Annotated in this window: 2 protein-coding genes (1 of these 2 running past the window's edge); both read left to right on the top strand. The window is 63.0% G+C overall.

The annotated features are described in order from the left end of the window. Positions 1–8,020, top strand: the 3' portion of a protein-coding gene (locus AACY18_RS11940; RefSeq protein WP_339464949.1) for a non-ribosomal peptide synthetase. The gene continues 4,301 nt to the left of window position 1, outside the view; the window shows 8,020 of its 12,321 coding nt (coding positions 4,302–12,321); the start codon falls outside the window, past its left edge; the stop codon is at positions 8,018–8,020. Next, positions 8,020–23,022 (top strand): non-ribosomal peptide synthase/polyketide synthase, encoded by a 15,003-nt coding sequence (locus tag AACY18_RS11935; protein WP_339464947.1) that lies wholly within the window; start codon positions 8,020–8,022, stop codon positions 23,020–23,022. The genes AACY18_RS11940 and AACY18_RS11935 overlap by 1 nt, the downstream gene beginning before the upstream one ends.

The raw sequence follows: 23,022 nt of genomic DNA, 5'->3' as shown, positions 1-23,022 counted from the left end.
GCCGCCGCGCATTACCTTCAACTATCTCGGCCAGTTCGACCGCCAGTTCGACGAGGCGGCGCTGTTCGTACCGTGCGCTGAAAACAGCGGTGTCGCGCAGGATCCAGAGGCGCCGCTGGCCAACTGGCTGACCGTGGAAGGTCAGGTGTATGGCGGCGAACTGTCGATGAGTTGGGGGTTCAGCCGCGAGATGTTCGACGGCGCAACCGTACAGAAACTGGTGGATCAATACGCCGTCGAGTTGCACGCGCTGATCGAACATTGCTGCACCCTGCAAGCCGCGCAAGCGACGCCGTCGGACTTCCCGCTGGCGCAGGTCACGCAGGCGCAACTCGATGCACTGCCGGTGCCGGCCGGTCAGCTCGATGACCTTTATCCACTGTCGCCGATGCAGCAGGGTTTGCTGTTCCACACCCTCTACGAGCAAGCGGCGGGTGAGTATATCAACCAGTTGCGCGTCGATGTACAAGGCGTTGATCCCGAGCGTTTCCGCGCTGCATGGCAAGCCACCGTCGACGCGCAGGACATTCTGCGCAGCGGTTTCGTCTGGCAGGGCGAACTGACGCAGCCGCTGCAGATCGTGCACAAACAGGTGCAGTTGCCGTTTACCACGCTGGACTGGCGCAACCGCGACAATCAGCCAGCCGCTCTTGCAGCGTTGGCCGATGCCGAACGTCAGCAAGGCTTTGATCTGAGTTGCGCACCTTTGCTGCGACTGGTGCTGGTGCAGACCGGCGCCGAGCAATGGCACCTGATTTACACCCACCACCACATCCTGATGGACGGCTGGAGCAACTCGCAGTTGCTTGGCGAAGTCTTGCTGCGTTACGGCGGCCGGACGCCGGTAAGCGGCGGTGGACGTTTTCGCGATTACATCGCCTGGCTGCAACGGCAGGACGGTCAACTCAGTCAGGACTTCTGGAGCGAACAACTCGCTGCGCTGCAAGAGCCGACCCGACTGGCCCGCGCCGCCACCGGTGGGGGAAACCTCAGCGGTCACGGCGACCACTACCTGACGCTGGACGTGCCACGCACAAAGGCACTGGAAGCGTTTGCCCGTCAGCAGAAAGTCACCGTCAACACCTTGGTGCAAGCGGCTTGGCTGCTGTTGCTGCAACGCTACACCGGTCACGAAGCGGTGGCGTTCGGCGCGACCGTGGCCGGGCGTCCGGCGGATCTGCCGGGCATCGAGCAGCAGGTCGGTCTGTTCATCAACACCTTGCCGGTGATCGGTGCGCCGCGTCCGGACCAAACCGTCGGCCAATGGCTGCAAGCGGTGCAGGCGCAGAACCTCAGCCTGCGCGACTTCGAACACACGCCGCTGGCGGACATCCAGCGCTGGGCCGGGCAGGGTGGCGAAGCGCTGTTCGACAACATCCTGGTGTTCGAAAACTACCCGATTGCCCAGGCCCTGAGTCAGGCCGGGCAAGGGCTGGTGTTCGGTGGCGTGGGCAATCTGGAGCAAACGCACTATGCGCTCAGCGTAGCGGTCACGCTCGGCGAGCAACTGGCGTTGCATTACAGCTTCGACCGTGGCCAGTTCGCCGGCGATGTCATCGCCGGCATCAGTGCGCACCTGCTGCAACTGCTTGAGCAGTTTGCCGTGTCGGCTGAACGCAACCTCGGCGAAATCGGCCTGGCCAGCGCTGAAGAGCAGGCGCGCCAGCAAGCCGAAAACCATCCGCAACCGTACCCGGTGGACATCGGCGTGCATCAGCGTATTGCCGCGCTGGCCGGCGAAAGTCCGCAACGCACGGCGGTGATCTTCAACGGTCAGCGCTTCAGCTATGGCGAAATCGATCAGCGCGCCAACCAATTGGCCTACGCGTTGATCGCCCGTGGCGTCGGTGCGGAAACCCGCGTCGGTGTGGCCCTGCCGCGCAGTGAGGCGGTGATCGTCGCGTTGCTGGCGGTGCTCAAGGCTGGCGGCGCATACGTGCCGCTGGACACCAGCTATCCGCGTGAACGTCTGGCCTACCTGATCGAGGATTCGGGGCTCGCGCTGTTGATCAGCGACTCGTCGGTGTCGGCGCAATTGCCTGTGGCCGAATCGGTGCCGCTGCTTGAACTCGATCGCCTCGACTTGCGCGAATGGCCGATCACCGCGCCGCCCGTGCAACTCGATCCGCATAACCTCGCGTATGTGATTTACACCTCCGGCTCCACGGGTAACCCCAAAGGCGTCAGCGTCGCTCACGGCCCCTTGGCGATGCATTGCCAGGCCATCGGTCAGCGTTATGAAATGCGCGACAGCGATTGCGAATTCCACTTCATGTCGTTCGCCTTCGACGGCGCCCATGAGCGCTGGCTGACCAGCCTCACCCACGGCGCCTCGTTGCTGATCCGCGACGACAGCCTGTGGACACCGGAGCAGACCTACAACGCCATGATTGAGCATGGCGTGACCGTGGTCGCGTTCCCGCCGGTGTACCTGCAACAACTGGCCGAACACGCCGAGCGTGTGGGCAATCCGCCCAACGTGCGCATCTATTGCTTTGGCGGCGACGCGGTACCCAACGCCAGTTTCGAGCGGGTCAAACGGGCGCTCGATCCGGACTTCATCATCAACGGCTACGGCCCGACCGAAACCGTGGTCACGCCGCTGATCTGGAAGGCCGGCCGCGATGTGCCGTGCGGCGCCGCTTACGCGCCAATCGGCAGCCGCATCGGTGACCGTAGTGCCTACGTGCTCGACGCCGATCTGAACCTGTTGCCGCAAGGTATGGCTGGTGAGCTGTATCTGGGTGGCACGGGGCTGGCCCGGGGGTATCTGAATCGTCCGGGGCTGACCGCCGAGCGTTTTGTCGCTGATCCGTTCAGCCGCACTGGCGGCTTGCTTTATCGCACCGGCGACCTCGTTCGCCAGCGCGCCGATGGCACATTCGACTATCTGGATCGCATCGACAATCAAGTGAAGATCCGCGGTTTTCGCATTGAACTCGGCGAAGTCGAAGCCGCCCTGCAAGCGCTCGACGGCGTGCGTGAAGCCGTGGTCGTGGCCCAGGAAGGCAGTGCCGGCAGCGGCAAGCGTCTGGTCGCCTATGTGGTGGGTGATTCTGCCCGCGCCGACTTCACCGAAGAGCTGCGTGCGCAGCTCAAGGCAACCCTGCCGGGCCATATGGTGCCGGCGTATGTGTTGCGTCTGGAACGCATGCCGCTGACGCCGAACGGCAAACTCGACCGCAAGAACCTGCCGAAACCGGATGTCAGCCAACTGCAACAGACCTATGTCGCTGCGCAGAACGCGCTGGAGCAACAATTGGCGACGATCTGGCAAGACGTGCTCAAGCTTGAGCAGGCCGGTATCAGCGACAACTTCTTTGAGCTGGGCGGCGACTCGATCATTTCCATTCAAGTGGTCAGCCGTGCGCGGCAGGCGGGTATCCGCTTCACGCCCAAAGACCTGTTCGAGCACCAGACCATTCAGGCGTTGGCCGTTGTCGCGCAGACGGGCGAAGCGCTGCAAATGATCGATCAGCAACCGGTCACCGGCAGCACGGCGCTGTTGCCGATTCATCAGGAATTCTTTGCTCAGGCGATTCCTGATCGTCATCACTGGAACCAGTCGGTGATGCTCAAACCGAGTCAGGCGCTCGATGGCAACTTGCTTGAGCAAGCGCTGGATGCGTTGGTGCTGCACCACGACAGCCTGCGCCTGGAATTTGTCGAGCAGGCGGATGGCTGGTCGGCGCAATATCGCGACGTTGTGACCCAGGCGGGTGAAACAATCCTCTGGCAAGTCGCGGTCGCCGACCTCGCAGCCCTTGAGGCATTGGGCGACAAGGCCCAGCGCAGCCTGCAACTGAGCGGTGGCTCGCTGATTCGCGCGGTGCTGGCGAACCTGGCCGATGGCAGTCAACGCCTGCTGCTGATCGTCCATCATCTGGTGGTCGATGGCGTGTCGTGGCGGATTCTGTTTGAAGATCTGCAAAACGCTTACCGGCAGATCGCTACGGGCAATGCCGTGCAGTTGCCGGCCAAGACCCATGCGGTCAACGCCTGGGCGCAGGCCTTGCAGGAATACGCCGCCACGCCTGCGTTGCAGTCTGAACTGGGCTTCTGGCAGCAACAGTTGCAAGGTGCATCGGCGACGTTGCCTTTCGACCGTCCCGACGGTGGGCAGCAACACGATCAGGCGCTGACCATTCGCAGCAAACTGGACCAGACCCTGACCCGTCAGCTGTTGCAGGATGCGCCGGCGGCTTATCGCACGCAGGTCAACGATCTGCTGCTGACGGCTCTGGCGCGGGTGATGGTGCGCTGGACCGGTGCCGACCATGCGCTGGTATTGCTCGAAGGTCACGGTCGCGAAGACCTGTTCGACAGCGTCGACCTGACGCGCACTGTCGGCTGGTTCACCAGTGTGTTCCCGGTGCGCCTTTCGCCGGTTGCCGAACCGGGCGCATCGCTCAAGCAGGTCAAGGAACAACTGCGGGCGATTCCGCACAAAGGCATCGGCTTCGGCGCGCTCGCGCATCTGGGCGATGAGCTGGCTCGCCAAGCCCTGCAAGCCTTGCCGACACCACGCCTGACCTTCAACTATCTGGGCCAGTTCGACGGCAGTTTCGATGCCGCCGACCACGCCCTGTTTGTACCGACTGGCGAATCCGGCGGCGCCGAAGTCAATCTGCAGGGCCCGCTGGGCAACCCGCTGGCGCTGAACGGCAAAGTCTTCGGCGGCGAACTGGACCTGAGCTGGACCTACAGCGGCGCGATGTTCGACGCGGCGACCATCCAGCGTCTGGCCGATGATTACGTGCAGGAATTGACGGCGCTGATCGGCCATTGCTGCGACAACGCCAACCGTGGCGTGACACCGTCGGACTTCCCGCTGGCGCAACTGTCGCAGGCGCAACTCGATGCGCTGGTGCTCGAACCGCAAAGCATCGATGACATCTACCCGCTGTCGCCGATGCAGCAGGGCATGCTGTTCCATACGTTGCTCGAACATGGCAACGGCGACTACATCAACCAGATGCGCCTGGACGTCGACGGCGTCGATCCACAACGCTTCCAGGCGGCGTGGCAAGCGGTGGTGGATGCCCATGACATTCTGCGCACCGGGTTTTTCTGGCAGGGCGATCTGCCGCAACCGGTGCAAGTGGTGCAGCGCCAGGTTGAAGTGCCGTTCAGCGTGCTCGACTGGCACGACAAAGCCGGGCTGGACGCGGCGCTGCAAACCCTCGCCGACGAAGAGCGCGCACAGGGGCTGGATTTGACCTGTGCGCCGCTGCTGCGCCTGGTGCTGGTGCGCACCGCGACGGATCGTCATCACCTGATTTACACCAACCACCACATCCTGATGGACGGCTGGAGCAGCGCGCAGTTGCTCGGCGAAGTGTTGCAGCACTACAGCGGCGAAACGGTCGCACGTCCGGCAGGGCGCTATCGCGATTACATCGGCTGGCTGCAACGCCAGGATGCGGCGGCGGCCGAGGCCTACTGGCTGGCGACGCTGCACAACCTGCAAGAGCCAACGCGTCTGGCCAATGCCATCGCGCGGCCGCATGACGGTTTGCCGAGCGTCGGCTATGGCGATCATTACCAAGTGCTGGACGCGGATCTGACTCAGCGTCTGGGGGAATTTGCCCGGACTGCGAAAGTCACGGTCAACACCGTGGTGCAAGGCGCCTGGCTGTTGCTGTTGCAGCGCTATACCGGCAAAGACTGTGTTGCGTTCGGCGCCACCGTCGCCGGGCGTCCGGCGGATTTGCCGGGTGCCGAAGCGCAGATCGGTCTGTTCATCAATACCTTGCCGGTGGTTGCTGCGCCGCAGGCGCAGCAGAGTCTGGTCCGTTGGCTGCAAGGCGTGCAGGCGCAGAACCTGGCGTCGCGCGAGTTCGAACACACGCCACTGGCCGATATTCAGCGTTGGGCCGGGCAGGGCGGTGATGCGCTGTTCGACAGCCTGATGGTGTTCGAGAACTACCCGATTGCCGACGCGCTGGAACGTGGCGCGCCGCAAGGTTTGCGTTTCGGCGCGGTGGCCAATCAGGAGCAGACCAACTATCCGCTGACCCTGCTGGTAAACATGAGCACGCAACTGACGGTGCATTTGAGCTATCAGCGCGACAGCTTTGCGGCGGCCAACGTGGCGCAGTTGGGCGCGCATTTGCAGCGTCTGCTGAGCCAGATGACTGAGTCGGGCGACCGGTCGCTCAGTGAGTTGAACCTGATCGAAAGCGTCCCGAGCGTCGCTGCCGATTTCGCCACCGAGCTGTGCATTCATCAGGGCATCGCTCGTCAAGTCGTAGCGACGCCGGATGCGCTGGCGGTGACCTTTGGCAGCACGCAACTGACGTACGCCGAACTCGACGCGCAAGCCAACCGCTTGGCGCACAAATTGATCGAGCTCGGTGTTGGCCCGGAAGTGCGCGTGGGCGTGGCGATGCCGCGTTCCGAGCAGTTGCTCATTGCCTTGCTGGCGGTGCTGAAGGCCGGTGGCGCGTATGTGCCGCTGGACCCGGATTACCCGGCGGATCGTGTCGCGTACATGCTGGAGGACAGCCGCGCGCGGGTGCTGCTGACCGAGCAAGCCGTCGCCGCGACCCTGACGGTGCCTGGCGAAACGCAAGTGTTGCTGCTGGATCAGGTGTCGCTGAATAGCTATTCAGATGTCGCGCCTCAAACATCGGTCGCGCCGGATAACCTTGCCTACGTGATCTACACCTCGGGCTCCACTGGCAAACCCAAAGGCGTGGCGATTGCCCATCGCAACGTCATGGCGTTGATCGACTGGTCGGCCAAGGTCTACAGCCGCGACGATATCCAAGGCGTACTGGCCTCGACCTCGGTGTGCTTCGACCTGTCGGTGTGGGAGCTGTTCGTCACACTGGCCAACGGCGGCTCGCTGATCATCGCGCGCAATGCCCTGGAGCTGCCGCACTTGCCGGCTCGCGATCAGGTTCGTTTGATCAACACCGTGCCGTCGGCCATCGCCGCGCTGCAACGCGCCGGGCAGATTCCGCCGAGCGTGCGGATCATCAATCTGGCCGGTGAACCGCTCAAGCAAGGGCTGGTTGACGCGTTGTATCAACAGTCGACGGTCGAGCACGTCTACGACCTCTACGGCCCGTCGGAAGACACCACCTATTCGACCTGGACTCGGCGCAGTGCCGGTGGTCAGGCGCGTATCGGCCGTGCCCTCGACCACAGCGCCAGTCACGTGCTCGACGCTGATTTGCACGCTGTCCCGCAAGGGGTTTCGGCTGAGCTGTACCTGTCGGGGGCCGGCATCACGCGCGGCTATCTGGGCCGCGCGGCGATGACCGCTGAACGGTTCGTACCCAACCCGCTCGCCGACAATGGCGAGCGGATGTACCGCACCGGCGACCTGATCCGCGAGCGTGAAGCGGGCGAACTGGAGTACATGGGCCGCATCGACCATCAGGTGAAGATTCGTGGATTGCGCATCGAGTTGGGGGAGATCGAGGCGCGATTGCTCGCCCAACCGGCCGTCACCGAAGCGGCGGTGCTGGCCGTCGAAGGTGAGGCTGGCGCGCAACTGGTGGCCTATGTGGTCGCCCCGCCACTGGATCTGTGCGACGGCCAAGCGCAGCGGCTCCTGCGCGACGGACTAAAGACTGGCCTCAAGTCTTCGTTACCTGACTACATGATTCCCGCGCACCTGCTGTTCCTTGAGCAGTTGCCACTGACCCCCAACGGCAAACTCGACCGCAAGGCCTTGCCAGCGGTCGATGCCAGCCAGATGCAGGCCGCGTATGTCGCGCCGCACAGTGAGCTTGAGCAGCGGGTCGCGGCGATCTGGCAGCAAGTGCTCGACGTGCAACGCATCGGCCTGAACGATCACTTCTTCGAACTGGGCGGGCACTCGCTGCTGGCGGTCAACGTGGTGTCGCGCATGGCCCTCGAACTGGGCCTGACGCTGACCCCGCAACTGTTATTCCAGCACCCCGTCCTGAGCGACTTTGTCGCTCACCTCGATACAGGAGGCGGGGCAATCAACGAACAGAAACTGAGCAAGCTGGAAGCCCTGCTTGACGATATGGAGGAAGTCTGATGGACAAGAGTGTTGCTTTGAGGGTAGCCAAGCGCTTTATCACTCTGCCGCTGGACAAACGTAAGCTGTACCTGGAAAAGATGCTCGAAGAGGGCGTCTCTGCGGCCAACCTGCCGATCCCGGAGACACGTTCCGGGTTTGCGGCGATTCCTCTGTCGTATGCCCAGGAACGTCAATTGTTCCTCTGGCAAATGGACCCGCACAGCACCGCGTATCACATCCCCAGCGCCCTGCGCCTCAAGGGGCGGCTGGAGGTGGCGGCGCTGGAACGCAGTTTCAATGCCGTGGCCGCGCGTCACGAAAGTTTGCGCACGACCTTCGCCGAGCAGGGCGAAACCTTCTGCCAGGTGATTCATCCGCAACTGCCGCTGAACATCAGTCTGGTTCCGCTGCCCGAAGGTCTTGATGCCGCCGGTGAAGAGGCTGCGATCAAGGCGTTCGTCGAAAGCGAAACCGCACGCCCGTTCAACCTGCAACAGGGCCCGCTCCTGCGCGTGGCGCTGCTGAAAGTGGCGCAGGACGATCATGTGCTGGTGCTGATCCAGCACCACATCATCTCCGATGGCTGGTCGATCAAAGTGCTGGTCAATGAGCTGATCCAGCATTACGCCGCCGACACCCGCGGGCAGCCCTTGACGCTGCCGGCGCTGGACGTGCAATACGCCGACTACGCGATCTGGCAGCGTCACTGGCTGGAAGCGGGCGAGCGTGAGCGGCAACTGGCTTATTGGATCAAGACGCTGGACGGCGAGCAGCCGGTGTTGGAGTTGCCCATCGATTTCCCCCGCCCGGCGGTGCAAAGCCTGCGCGGTGCGCGCCTTGAGCTGGACTTGCCGGCGGATCTCGGCGACGCCCTGAAACAACTGGCCCAGCGCGAAGGTGCGAGCCTGTTCATGGTGTTGCTGGCGTCGTTCCAGGCCTTGCTGCATCGCTACAGCGGCCAGGCGCAGATTCGCGTCGGTGTGCCTGCGGCCAACCGTAACCGCGTCGAGACGGAGGGCCTGATCGGCTTTTTCGTCAACACTCAGGTATTGAATGCCGAGGTGAACGGGCAACTACCGTTCAACCGCTTGCTGGTGCAGGTCAAGCAAGCGGCGATGGATGCTCAGGCGCATCAGGATCTGCCGTTCGAGCAATTGATCGAAGCGCTGCAACCGGAGCGCAGCCTGAGCCACAGCCCGGTGTTCCAGGTGATGTTCAACCACCAGACCCGCCGTGATCAGCAGCGTGGCGCGGTGCAACTGCCGCAGTTGAGTGTCGAGGATGTGCAGTGGGAAGGGCGCACCGCGCAGTTCGACCTGACCCTCAATACTTATGAATCCAGCGACGGTTTCGCCGCTGAGCTGACCTACGCCACTGACCTGTTCAAGCCTGAGACCGTCGAGCGCATTGCTCGTCACTGGCAGAACCTGCTGCGTGGCATCGTGGCCGCTCCGACCTGCCGCGTCGGCGAATTGCCGTTGTTGGACAGTACCGAACGCGATGTGCTGTTGCAGGACTGGGTACGCGTGGCCGATCACACCACGCAGGGCGGTTGCGTGCAGCAGGTGTTCGCGTTGCAGGCGCAACAAACCCCGCAAGCGACCGCGCTGATCATCGGCGCAGACGTGCTGAGCTATGGCGAACTGGATGCCCGGGCCAATCAACTGGCACACAAACTGATCGAGGCCGGGGTTGGCCCGGATCAACGGGTCGGCATCGCGGTCGAGCGCAGCGTCGAAATGATCGTCGGCCTGCTGGCGATCCTCAAGGCTGGCGGCGCTTATGTGCCGCTGGACCCGGCGTACCCGCAAGATCGTCTGGCCTACATGATCGAGGACAGTGGTTTGCAGTTGCTGCTGACCCAGTCGCACTTGCAGGCGCAGTTGCCGATCCCGGCGAACGTGCAGATGCTGTTGCTGGATCAGCCACACGGCTGGCTGGCGGCGTATCCTCAGACCGCGCCGGATGTTGCGGTCAACGGCGAACACCTGGCCTATACGATTTACACCTCTGGTTCCACCGGCAACCCCAAAGGCGTGATGGTGCGTCACGCGGCGCTGAGCAACTTTGTCGCGAGCATGATCAAGCAACCAGGGATCGCAGCCACTGATCGCATGCTGTCGCTGACCACGTTCTCGTTCGACATTTTCGGCTTGGAAATCTACGGCCCATTGCTGGCCGGCGCCGGCGTGGTGCTGACCGGCAAGGACGTGCATCAAGACCCGCAAGCGGTGCTCGAACTGATCGAGCGTCACGCCGTCAGTGTGCTGCAAGCCACGCCGTCGACCTGGCGCATGCTGCTGGACAACGAACACGCCGCGATCCTCAACGGCCGCACGTTCCTTTGTGGCGGTGAAGCGCTGCCGCAGGAACTGGCGCAGCGCATGCTGGCGCTGACGCCACGCGTGTGGAACCTCTATGGCCCGACCGAAACGACGATCTGGTCAGCACAACATGCACTGAGTGCGGACAACAGCCGTCCGTTCCTCGGCACGCCCATCGACAACACCGCGTTGTACATCCTCGGCAGTGACCTTGAGCTCAATCCGCTCGGCGCGCCGGGTGAATTGCTGATTGGCGGTGACGGTTTGGCCCGTGGTTATTTCCAGCGCCCAAGCCTCACCGCCGAACGTTTTGTGCCGGATCCTTTCGCGAAAAACGGTGCGCGTCTGTACCGCACCGGTGACCTGACGCGCTATCGCGCCGAGGGTGTGATCGAGTACATCGGGCGGATCGACCATCAGGTGAAAATCCGGGGTTTGCGTATCGAACTCGGTGAAATCGAAGCGCGTTTACTCGCGCTCGACAGCGTGCGCGAAACCGTCGTGGTCGCGCAGGACGGCCCGACCGGCCCACAACTGGTGGCCTACGTGGTGCCATCGGTCAATGATGTTTCGCAAACCGATTTGCGTGCCGCGCTCAAGGCCAGCCTCAAGGCCAGCCTCAAGGCTGAACTGCCGGAGTACATGGTACCGGCGCACCTGTTGTTCCTGGCGCAACTGCCGCTGACCCCCAACGGCAAAGTGGATCGCAAAGCCTTGCCGGCGCCCGACGCCAGCCAGTTGCAATCGACCTACAGCGCACCGCAAACCGCCACCCAGCACACCGTCGCCGAGATCTGGCAAGCGGTGCTGAAGCTGGATCGCGTGGGCCTTGGCGATAATTTCTTCGAACTGGGCGGCCACTCCTTGTTGGTCACTCAAGTGATCTCGCGGGTGCGACAGGTACTGAACGTTCAGGTGCCGCTGCGCACGCTGTTCGAACACAGCACGCTGCAAGATTTTGTCGCCGCGCTCGGTATTGATCAGGCGACTTGGGAACCGCCGATTGTCGCGCTGCCGCGTCTGCAACCGTTGGCGCTTTCGTATGCTCAGGAGCGCCAGTGGTTCCTCTGGCAACTGGAGCCGACCAGCACCGCTTATCACGTCCCGGCCGCGCTGCGTCTGCGCGGTGAACTGGATCTGGTGGCGTTGCAGCGCAGCTTCGATTCTCTGATCGCCCGCCACGAAGCCCTGCGCACCTGCTTCGTCGAAGAGCAGGGCCAGACCCTGCAAGTGATTCAGGCCCACGGCACGCTGGATCTGCACGTTCAGGACGTTGCCGCCGATCTGGACGAGGCCGCGCTGCAAGCGCTGGTCGCCGAAGAAACCCTGCACCTGTTCAATCTTCAGCAAGGCCCGCTGCTGCGAGTCAAATTGCTGCGTCTTGCAGATGACGACCACGCACTGGTCATCACCTTGCACCACATCGTTTCCGATGGCTGGTCGATGACGGTCATGGTCGATGAACTGGTGGCGTTGTACGCCGCTTATAGCCAGGGGCAGGCGGTGCAATTGCCAGCGTTGGCGGTGCAATACGCCGACTACGCGGTGTGGCAAAAGCAGTGGATGGACGCCGGTGAACGCGAGCGTCAGTTGAACTACTGGACGGCGCAACTGGGCGATGGCGATCAGCCGCTGCTGGAGCTGCCGACCGACCGCCCACGTCCGCCTGAGCAAAGCTATCGCGGCGCCCGTCGTGATATCCCGCTGAGCCTGGAACTGGCGTCTGCGCTCAAGCAGGTTGCCCAGCGTGAAAACGTCACGCTGTTCACACTGTTGCTGGCCTCGTTCCAGACCTTGCTGCATCGCTACAGCGGTCAGGCCGACATCCGCGTCGGTGTGCCGGTGGCGAACCGCAACCGGGTCGAGACGGAAGGGCTGATCGGCTTCTTCGTCAACACCCAGGTGCTGAAAGCCGAATTCGACAGCCAGCAGACGTTCCGCAGCCTGCTGCAGCAAGTGAAAAGCACCGTGCTCGGCGCCCAGGCTCATCAGGATCTGCCGTTCGAGCAACTGGTCGATGCGCTGCAACCGGAGCGCAGCCTCAGCCACAGTCCGTTGTTCCAGGTGCTGCACAATCACCAGAGCCAGGCCCGTCAGGCACAGGGCGCCACGCGCTTGCCGAACATCGAGATCGAAGGCCTGAACTGGGCGTCGAACACTGCACAGTTCGACCTGACCCTGAACACCTTCGAATCCACCGATAACGTCTGGGCCGAGCTGACGTACGCCACCGATTTGTTCGACGCCGCGACCATCGTGCGTCTGGCGCAACACTGGACGAATCTGCTGCAAGGCATCGTCGCCGACAGCGGTCAGCGCATTGCCGAACTGCCGCTGCACGACGCAGCCGAACGCGCGGCGACCGTGCTGCAATGGAACCCGGCCGTGGCCGATTTCCCCAGCGAGCGGTGCCTGCATCAATTGATCGAAGTCCAGGCTGCGCGCGCCCCGCAAGCGATTGCCGTGACCTGCGGCGAACAGACGCTGACCTACGAGAAGCTCAACAGCCACGCCAATCAGATGGCCCGCCAATTGATCGCCAACGGTGTCGGCCCGGACGTGCGTGTCGGTCTGGCGGTTGAGCGCAGCCTCGACATGCTGGTCGGGCTGTTGGCGATCCTCAAGGCCGGGGGCGCTTACGTGCCGCTGGACCCCAGCTACCCGCAAGAACGCCTGAGTTACATGATCGGCGACAGCGGCATCGGCCTGCTGCTGACCCAAAGCCATCTGCTTGATCGTCTGCCGGTGCCGGACTCGGTCCGCAGTTTGATGCTCGATCAGGACCGCGACGCTCTCCAAGGCTACAGCGACAGCAACCCGCAGGTCAGCATGAGCCCGGACAACCTGGCTTACGTGATCTACACCTCCGGTTCGACCGGCCAGCCGAAGGGCACCTTGCTGGCGCATCGCAACGTGCTGCGCCTGTTCGAAGCCACCGATGCGTGGTTCGGTTTTGGTCCGACCGATGTCTGGAGCCTGTTCCATTCCTGCGCCTTCGATTTCTCGGTGTGGGAGATTTTCGGTGCGCTGCTGTACGGTGGCAAACTGGTGGTGGTGCCTTACGAGGTCAGCCGTGCGCCGGAAGATTTCTACGCTTTGCTCTGCCGCGAAGGCATCACCGTACTGAACCAGACGCCCTCGGCGTTCAAGCAATTGATGCAAGTGGCGTGCGCCCCGCAACACGCCGCGCTTCAGCCGTCGCTGCGTTACGTGGTGTTTGGCGGCGAGGCGCTGGAGGTCAAGAGCCTGCGCCCGTGGTTCGAACGCTTCGGCGATCAGGCGCCGCAAATGATCAACATGTACGGCATCACCGAAACCACCGTGCATGTGACTTACCGCCCATTGTCGATGGCCGATCTGCAAGGCGATGTCGGCAGCCCGATCGGCGAGCCGATTCCGGATTTGTCGTGGTATTTGCTCGACGGAGACCTGAACCCGGTCGCCAAAGGCTGTATCGGCGAGCTGTACATCGGGCGCGCCGGCCTGGCGCGGGGTTATCTGAACCGTGCCGATCTGACCAGCCTGCGTTTTATTCCCGATCCGTTTGCCGCTGACGGCGGGCGTCTGTACCGCACCGGTGACCTGGCGCGTTACCGCGCTGACGGCGTCGTCGAATACGTCGGTCGAATCGACCATCAGGTGAAGATTCGCGGGTTCCGTATCGAGCTGGGTGAAATCGAAGCGCAGTTGCTCGAACAAGCCGTCGTGCGCCAAGCCGTGGTACTCGCGCAGCCGGGCCTCAGTGGTCAGCAACTGGTCGCCTGGCTGGTGCCGGACGATGCCGCGCTACTTGATGCCAGCCCGGCCGAGCAAGGCCTGTGGCGCGACCGTGTGCGTGCCGGGCTCAAGGCAAACCTGCCGGATCACATGATCCCGGCGCACCTGTTGCTGCTGGCGCAACTGCCATTGACCGCCAACGGCAAACTCAATCGCAGCGCCTTGCCGGCCCCGGACGCGAGTCAGGCGCAGCAGGCTTATCAGGCGCCCCAAAGCGAACTGGAGCAGCGCCTGGCGGCGATCTGGCAAGACGTGCTGAAGCTGCCGCGAGTGGGTCTCAACGACAACTTCTTTGAACTGGGCGGCGACTCGATCATCTCGATTCAGGTGGTCAGCCGTGCCCGTCAGGCCGGTATTCGTCTCAATCCCAAAGACCTGTTCCAGCACCAGACCGTGCAGCGTCTGGCGCTGGTCGCACAGTTGGGCGATGACTCGTCGACGATTGATCAACAGGCGGTGACCGGCGCGGCGGTACTGCTGCCGATCCAGCAGCAGTTTTTCGAAGACGAGATCCCTGAACGTCACCACTGGAATCAGTCGGTGCTGCTCCAACCGCGTCAGGCGCTGGACGCCGCCAAGGTCGAGCAAGTGCTGCGCGCGCTGGTGGCCCATCACGATGCCCTGCGCCTGAGTTTTTCGCAGCAGGATGGCGTGTGGCAGGCCGAACACCGAGCGGTGGAAGACTCATCGCAGAACCTGCTCTGGCAGGAGGACGTCGCCGATGCTGCTGCGCTGGAAGCCTTGGGCAACCGCGCCCAGCGCAGTCTCGACCTGCAAAACGGGCCGTTACTGCGCGCTGTGTTGGCAAATCTGGCCGACGGCACTCAGCGTTTGCAGTTGGTGATTCATCACTTGGCGGTGGACGGTGTGTCGTGGCGGATTGTGCTTGAAGACCTGCAAAACGCTTATCAGCAATTGCTCGATGATCAGCCGCTGAGCCTGCCATCGAAGACCAGCGCCTTCAAGGACTGGAGCGAGCACTTGCAGCGCTACGCCAACGGCCCGGCGTTGCAGGCAGAGCTGGCTTACTGGCGGGCCTGTCTGAGCGATGTCAGCACCGACCTGCCGTGCAAACGCGTGGACGCCGGTCAGCACAATCGACTGGCGCAGACTGTGCAGACCCGACTCGGCGCCGAGCTGACCCGGCAATTGCTGCAAGAAGCGCCGGCGGCGTATCGCACTCAGGTCAATGACCTGTTGCTGACGGCACTGGCGCGGGTCATCGGCCGTTGGAGCGGACAGGCGTCGACGCTGATTCAGCTCGAAGGCCATGGTCGCGAAGCGCTGTTTGACGACGTCGATCTGACCCGCACCGTCGGCTGGTTCACCAGCCTGTTCCCGGTGTGCCTGACCCCGGCCGCGACAGCGGGTGAGTCAATCAAACAGATCAAGGAACAACTGCGCTCGATCCCCGACAGGGGCATTGGTTTCGGTGTGCTGCGCCACGTCGGTGACGCTCAGGCGCAGCAGAGCCTGCGTGCCTTGCCGAGCCCGCGTATCACCTTCAACTACCTCGGCCAGTTCGACGGCAGTTTCGAGGGCGATGACAGCGCATTGTTCGTGCCATCGCCGGACAACGCCGGCCTCGATCAAAGCCCGGACGCGCCGCTGGGCAACTGGCTGACCCTCAATGGTCAGGTGTATGGCGGCGAGTTGCGCGTGGGCTGGACCTTCAGCAGCGAACGCTTCGACAGTGCGGTGATCGAAGCACTGGCCGCCGATTACGCCGAAGAACTGGCCGCGTTGATCGGCCATTGCCTGACCCCGGGCGTCGAAGGTCTGACCCCGTCGGACTTCCCGTTGGCCGGCCTGACCCAGACGCAACTCGACGGCTTGCCATTGCCGGCGCAACAGATTGCCGATGTCTATCCGCTGTCGGCAATGCAGCAGGGCATGTTGTTTCACAGCCTTTACGAACAGGCCGCTGGTAATTACATCAATCAGGTTCGCCTCGACGTCGAAGGCCTTGATCCGCAACGCTTCCAGCAGGCCTGGCAAGCGGCGGTGGACAACCACGATATCCTGCGCACCTGTTTTGTCTGGCAGGGTGAGCTGGCGCGACCGGTGCAAGTGGTACACAAGCAACTGGACATGCCGTTCAGCGTGCTCGACTGGCGCGAGCATGGCGATGGCCAGGGCGAATTGAATGCACTGGCTGCTGCCGAGCAGGCGCAAGGTTTCGACCTGAGCCAAGGGCCGCTGCTGCGCATGGTCGTTGTGCGTCTGGATGACCAGCGCTGCCATTTGATCTACACCAACCATCACATCCTGATGGATGGCTGGAGCAACTCGCAGTTACTCGGCGAAGTGCTGCAACGCTACAGCGGCATTGCTCAGCCAGCGCTTGCCGGGCGTTATCGCGATTACATCGAGTGGTTACAGCGTCAGGACGTGCAGGCCAGCGAACATTACTGGACCGCGCAACTGGCTGACCTGGAAGCGCCAACACTGTTGGCGCAAGCACTTCAGGCGCAGCGTGGCGACGCTCCACGGGACGGTCATGGCGAGCACTTCTGTGTTGTCGATGCCCGGCAGACCCTACGACTGGGCGATTTCGCTCGCCAGCAAAAGGTCACGCTCAACACGCTGATTCAGGCGGCCTGGCTGCTGCTGTTGCAGCGCTTGACCGGCCAACAAAGCGTGGCGTTCGGTGCCACGGTGGCGGGGCGTCCGACTGAACTCAAAGGTGTCGAGCAGCAGATCGGCCTGTTCATCAACACCTTGCCGGTGATCGCCAGCCCCCACGCGCAATCGAGCGTGGGTGAGTGGTTGCAGAGCGTACAGGCGCAGAACCTTGCCCTGCGCGAGCATGAACACACGCCGTTGTTCGACATTCAACGTTGGGCCGCGCGCAACGGTGAAGCATTGTTTGACAACATTCTGGTGTTCGAGAACTACCCGGTGTCCGAGGCGCTGGAGCAGGGCGCGCCGCAGGAGTTGCGCTTTGGCGAGATCAACAATCACGAACAGACCAACTACCCGCTGACGCTGCTGGTGCATTTAAGCGACGAGTTGTCGATGCACTTCAGCTACCAGTGCGAGCGTTTCGCGGCGCACAGCGTGACGCAGTTGGGCGAGTACTTGCAGCGTCTGCTGAGCCAGATGACTGAGTCGGGCGAGCAGTCGCTCAGTGAGTTGAACCTGATCGAACGCGTCCCGAGCGTCGCTGCCGATTTCGTCACCGAGCTGTGCATTCATCAGGGCATCGCTCGTCAAGTCGTAGCGACGCCGGATGCGCTGGCGGTGACCTTTGGCAGCACGCAACTGACTTACGCCGAACTCGACGCGCAAGCCAACCGCTTAGCGCACAGACTGATCGAACTGGGTGTTGGCCCGGAAGTGCGCGTGGGCGTGGCGATGCCGCGTTCCGAGCAGTTGCTCATTGCCTTGCTGGCGGTGCTGAAGGCCGGTGGCGCGTATGTGCCGCTGGACCCGGATTACCCGGCGGATCGTGTCGCGTACATGATCGAGGACAGCCGCGCGCGGGTGCTGCTGACCGAGCAAGCCGTCGCCGCGACCCTGACGGTGCCTGGCGAAACGCAAGTGTTGCTGCTGGATCAGGTGTCGCTGAATAGCTATTCAGATGTCGCGCCTCAAACATCGGTCGCGCCGGATAACCTCGCCTACGTGATCTACACCTCCGGCTCCACTGGCAAACCCAAAGGCGTGGCGATTGCCCATTGCAACGTCATGGCGTTGATCGACTGGTCGGCCAAGGTCTACAGCCGTGACGATATCCAAGGCGTACTGGCCTCGACCTCGGTGTGCTTCGACCTGTCGGTGTGGGAGCTGTTCGTCACACTGGCCAACGGCGGTTCGCTGATCATCGCGCGCAATGCCCTGGAGCTGCCGCACTTGCCGGCTCGCGATCAGGTTCGTTTGATCAACACCGTGCCGTCGGCGATTGCTGCGCTGCAACGCGCCGGGCAGATTCCGCCAAGCGTGCGGATCATCAATCTGGCCGGTGAACCGCTCAAGCAAGGGCTGGTTGACGCGTTGTATCAACAGTCGACGGTCGAGCACGTCTACGACCTCTACGGCCCGTCGGAAGACACCACCTATTCGACCTGGACTCGGCGCAGTGCCGGTGGTCAGGCGCGTATCGGCCGTGCCCTCGACCACAGCGCCAGTCACGTGCTCGACGCTGATTTGCAAGCTGTCCCGCAAGGGGTTTCGGCTGAGCTGTACCTGTCGGGGGCCGGCATCACGCGCGGCTATCTGGGCCGCGCGGCGATGACCGCTGAACGGTTCGTACCCAACCCGCTCGCCGACAATGGCGAGCGGATGTACCGCACCGGCGACCTGATCCGCGAGCGTGAAGCGGGCGAACTGGAGTACATGGGCCGCATCGACCATCAAGTGAAGATTCGCGGCCTGCGGATCGAACTCGGCGAAATCGAAGCGCGTCTGATGGCCCACGCCGCCGTGCGCGAAGGGGTGGTCGTGGCCAGTGAAGTACTGGGCAGCCAACAATTGATCGCCTACCTGGTGCCGACCGATCCGACAACGCTGGATGCCAGCACTGAGCTGCAACGTGAACTGCACGACGACATCAGCACCTGGCTGGGCGCGACCCTGCCGGAATACATGGTGCCGACTCACCGTCTGTGGCTGGCGCAGCTACCGCTGACCCCCAACGGCAAGATCGATCGCAAGCGCTTGCCGGCGCTGGTGCTCACGGCCGCGCAACAACATGTCGAACCGGCCAATGCTACCGAGCAGACGCTGGTGGACATCTGGAAAGACGTGCTGGGTCTGGCGCAGGTCAGCACCACCGACAGCTTCTTCGCCTTGGGCGGCGACTCGATCATCTCGATTCAAGTGGTCAGCCGCGCCCGTCAGCAAGGCCTGGAACTGAGGCCGAAAGACCTGTTTCAGCACCCTACCATCGAGCAACTGGCGCCACGCGTTGCCAGCACCTCGGACGTACCGTTGGCAGCGCTGGTCGACCTGCCTCTGCACGGTTTGACCGACGCGCAAATCGCGCAGTTGCCGCTGCCGCAGGATCAGTTGGCGGGGCTTTATCGCTTGTCGCCGATGCAGCAGGGCATGCTGTTCCTCGGCCTGAACTCGCCGGAGTCGGACCTCTACATCAACCAGTTGTGCATTCCGGTGCAAGGCCTTGAGCCTTCGCGCTTGAAAGACGCCTGGGAAACCGTCAGCCGTCGTCACGACATCCTGCGCACCGGTTTCCTCTGGCAGGACATGGCCGAACCGCTGCAATTCGTCCTCGCCGATCCGCCGTTGCCGCTCAGCCTGCTCGACTGGCGCGAACAGGATCACTCGGCCCAAGCCTTGCAGGCCTTGGCGGACGGCGAGCGGGCCAAGGGCTTCGACCTCGATCAGCCGCCGCTGCAACGTCTGACGCTGGTGCAAGTGGGCGAGGACAGCTATCAGTTGATCTGGACCTATCATCACATCCTGATCGACGGCTGGAGCAGTTCGCAGTTGATCGGCGAAGTGCTGAGCCAGTATTCCGGCAAGCCGCTGGCCGACGCGGTGCCGTATCGTCGTTACATCAACTGGCTGCAACAACAGGACGGCAATGCCAGCGAAGGGTTCTGGCGTCAGCACCTGAGCCAGCTCGAGGAGCCGACCTACCTGGCCGACACCGTGGCGCGTACTGGCAGCGGTCGTGGTCACGAGGCACTGTATAGCCGCTTGGGCGAGCCGCGCACCGAACAGCTCAAGGCCTTTGCGCAAGCTCAGCAAGTGACCCTCAATACCTTGGTGCAGGGCGCCTGGCTGATGCTGCTCAGCCGCTACAGCGGTCAGCGTTGTGTGGCGTTCGGCGCGACAGTGGCGGGGCGCCCGGCGAGCCTGCCGGCGTCGGAATCGATCCTCGGCCTGTTCATCAATACCTTGCCGGTGATCAAGGATGTGCCGGCCGAGCAGTCGGTCGGCGAGTGGCTGCGTGATTTGCAGGCCTTCAACCTGGAAATGCGTGAGCGCGAGTACACCCCGCTCACCGATGTGCAGCGCTGGGCCGGACGTGCCGGGCAATCGCTGTTCGACAGCATCATCGTTTTCGAGAACCACCCGATCGATCAGGCGCTGCGCGAATGGCGCGATGACTCGCTGAAATTCGGCGAAATCAGCAACGCCGGCCTGACCAACTTCCCGATGGACCTGATGGTCACGCTCGAAGAAGGTCTGGTGATTGAGTACATGTTCCTGCGTGAGCATTTCGACCGGGTGACTGTGGAAGGCATCCGCAGCAACATGGAAGGTCTGCTCGCCGCGTTGGCGCAAGACGCCGCGCAGCCGCTGGGCCGCATCGGTCTGCCGACCGGCCAGCGTTTGTTGGCGCCAGTCGTTCGGATGCCAACGCACGCGCCATGGGTGCATCAGCGTATTGGCCAATGGGCTGCCCGGCACCGCGAACAAACGGCGCTGATCTTCAACGACGAAGCGTTCAGCTACGGGCAGATAGACGCCCGGGCCAATCGTCTGGCCCATGCACTGATCGCCGAAGGTGTCGGCCCGGAAATCCGCGTCGGTGTGGCCCTGCCGCGCAGCGAAAACATGATCGTCGCGCTGTTGGCGGTGCTCAAGGCCGGAGGCGCTTATGTACCGCTGGACGCGACGTATCCACGCGAACGCCTGAGTTATCTGATGCGCGATTCGGGCATCGCCTTGTTGCTCAGCGATTCGAGTCTGCGTCAGGTGATGCCGACCGGGGACAATCTGCATGTGCTGGAACTCGATCACCTGGACCTGAGCGCTCAGCCAGAGGTGGCGCCGCAGGTCGCGGTGCAAGCGGACAATCTGGCCTACGTGATTTATACCTCCGGCTCTACCGGCCAGCCGAAAGGCGTCGGTGTCGCTCACGGGCCATTGGCGATGCACTGCCAGGCCATCGGTCAGCGTTATGAGATGAGCGAAGCCGATTGCGAACTGCACTTCATGTCGTTCGCCTTCGACGGTGCCCATGAGCGCTGGTTGACGACACTGACCCACGGTGCGCGCCTGCTGATCCGTGATGACAGCCTGTGGACCGCCGAGCAAACCTACAACGCCCTGCATGAGCATGGCGTGACCGTGGCCGCGTTCCCGCCGGTGTACTTGCAACAACTGGCCGAGCACGCTCAACAGCACGGCAACCCGCCGGCGGTGCGCATCTATTGCTTCGGTGGTGATGCGGTGCCGGTGGCGAGTTTCGAGCTGGCGAAACGGGCACTGAAACCGCAATACATCATCAATGGCTATGGCCCGACCGAAACCGTGGTTACGCCCCTGATCTGGAAGGCCGGCGCTGACGATCAGTGCGGTGCGGCCTATGCGCCAATCGGCAATGTGGTCGGTGAGCGCTGCGGTCATGTGCTCGACGCCGACCTCAATCCGCTGCCAGTGGGCCTTGCCGGCGAGCTGTACCTGGGTGGCGCGTTGGCCCGTGGGTATCTGGGACGTGCCGGCGGCACTGCGGAGCGTTTCGTGGCCAACCCGTTCAGCGCTGATGGCAGTCGCCTGTACCGTACCGGCGACCTGGTTCGCCAGCGTGAGGACGGCACTGTCGACTATCTGGGTCGGATCGACCATCAAGTGAAGATCCGTGGTTTCCGCATCGAGTTGGGCGAAGTCGAAGCGCGCCTCAAGCAACAACCGGGGGTGCGTGACGCCGCCGTGGTGGCCCGCGAGGGTGTCAGCGGCAAGCAGTTGCTCGGTTTTGTACTGGCCACAGCCGAAACGGCAACGGACGGCTTGTGCGAACGCTTGCGCGAGCAGCTCAAGGCCAGCCTGCCGGACTACATGGTGCCTGCGCACCTGATGTTGCTAGAGCGCATGCCGCTGACCCCAAATGGCAAACTCGACCGCAAAGCCCTGCCCAGCCCCGACGCCGAACAACGTCAGGATTACGTGGCGCCGCGCACCGAGCTTGAGCGGGCCATGGCGAAGATCTGGCAAGAGGTGCTGAAAATCGAACGCGTCGGCCTCACCGATAACTTCTTCGAACTGGGCGGTGATTCGATTCTCAGCCTGCAAGTGGTGGCGCGCAGTCGCGTGCTGAAAGCTCAAGGGCTGAGCCTGAAACTGCGCGACCTGATGCAGAAACCGAGCATCGCCGAACTGGTTGCCAGTGTGCAGGGATCCGCCGAAAAAGCCTCCGGGTTGCTGGCGATGAACGCTGAGGTCAAGGGCGTTGCGCCGTTGTTCTGCATTCACGCCGGCTTCGGTACGGTGTTCGACTACGAACCATTGGCGCGCCGCTTGAGCGGGCGCCGGCAGGTGTTGGCGATTCAGTCGCGCATGCTGCTGGATCCGGCGTTCAACGATGTGTCGTTGCAGGACATGGCCAGCGATTATGTGGCGCAGATCCGTGAGAAACAGCCAGACGGGCCGTATTACCTGTTGGGCTGGTCGCTGGGTGGGACGTTGGCGATGTTGATGGCCGCGCAACTCGAACAGGTCGGCCAGACAGTCAAGTTCGTTGGTCTGGTGGACAGCTTCGTACCGTCGGCCAAGGTCAACGAAGGCACGGTGGATGATTGGCAGGCTGATCTGCGTGACTTCCTGCGGGTGACCCTGCCGGGCGCTGCGCCGGGCTTGAGCATCGATGGTGAAGAAACGCCGCAGAACCTGCGCGCTTTGTTCGCCGGGGCCATGAGTGCCGACCGTGGGGCTTCGACCTACGTGGCACTGGGCGCCGATGAACTGGCCCATGTGTTCAGCGTGGCGCGTCGACTCAAGCAACTGTCGTTGCAACTGGATCGCTGTGCACCGTTGGCGCTCAACCCCATCTGCTGGTGGACACTGGGGCGCGAAGAGGAGGCCGTGGAACTGGCGGCGCAACTCGGACAGCCGGGCATGGGCGGCGAATGGCTCGATTGCGGGCACTTCCAGATCCCGCGCGATGAAACTTTCCTGTCCGAGGCTGAAGAAATGCTCGGCGAGATCGTTGAACCAGTAGCCATGTCCTGA

Source organism: Pseudomonas sp. EA_65y_Pfl2_P74 (assembly GCF_963970575.1).
Lineage (GTDB): Bacteria > Pseudomonadota > Gammaproteobacteria > Pseudomonadales > Pseudomonadaceae > Aquipseudomonas > Aquipseudomonas baetica_A.
This window is presented reverse-complemented; position numbering and strand designations above follow the sequence as displayed.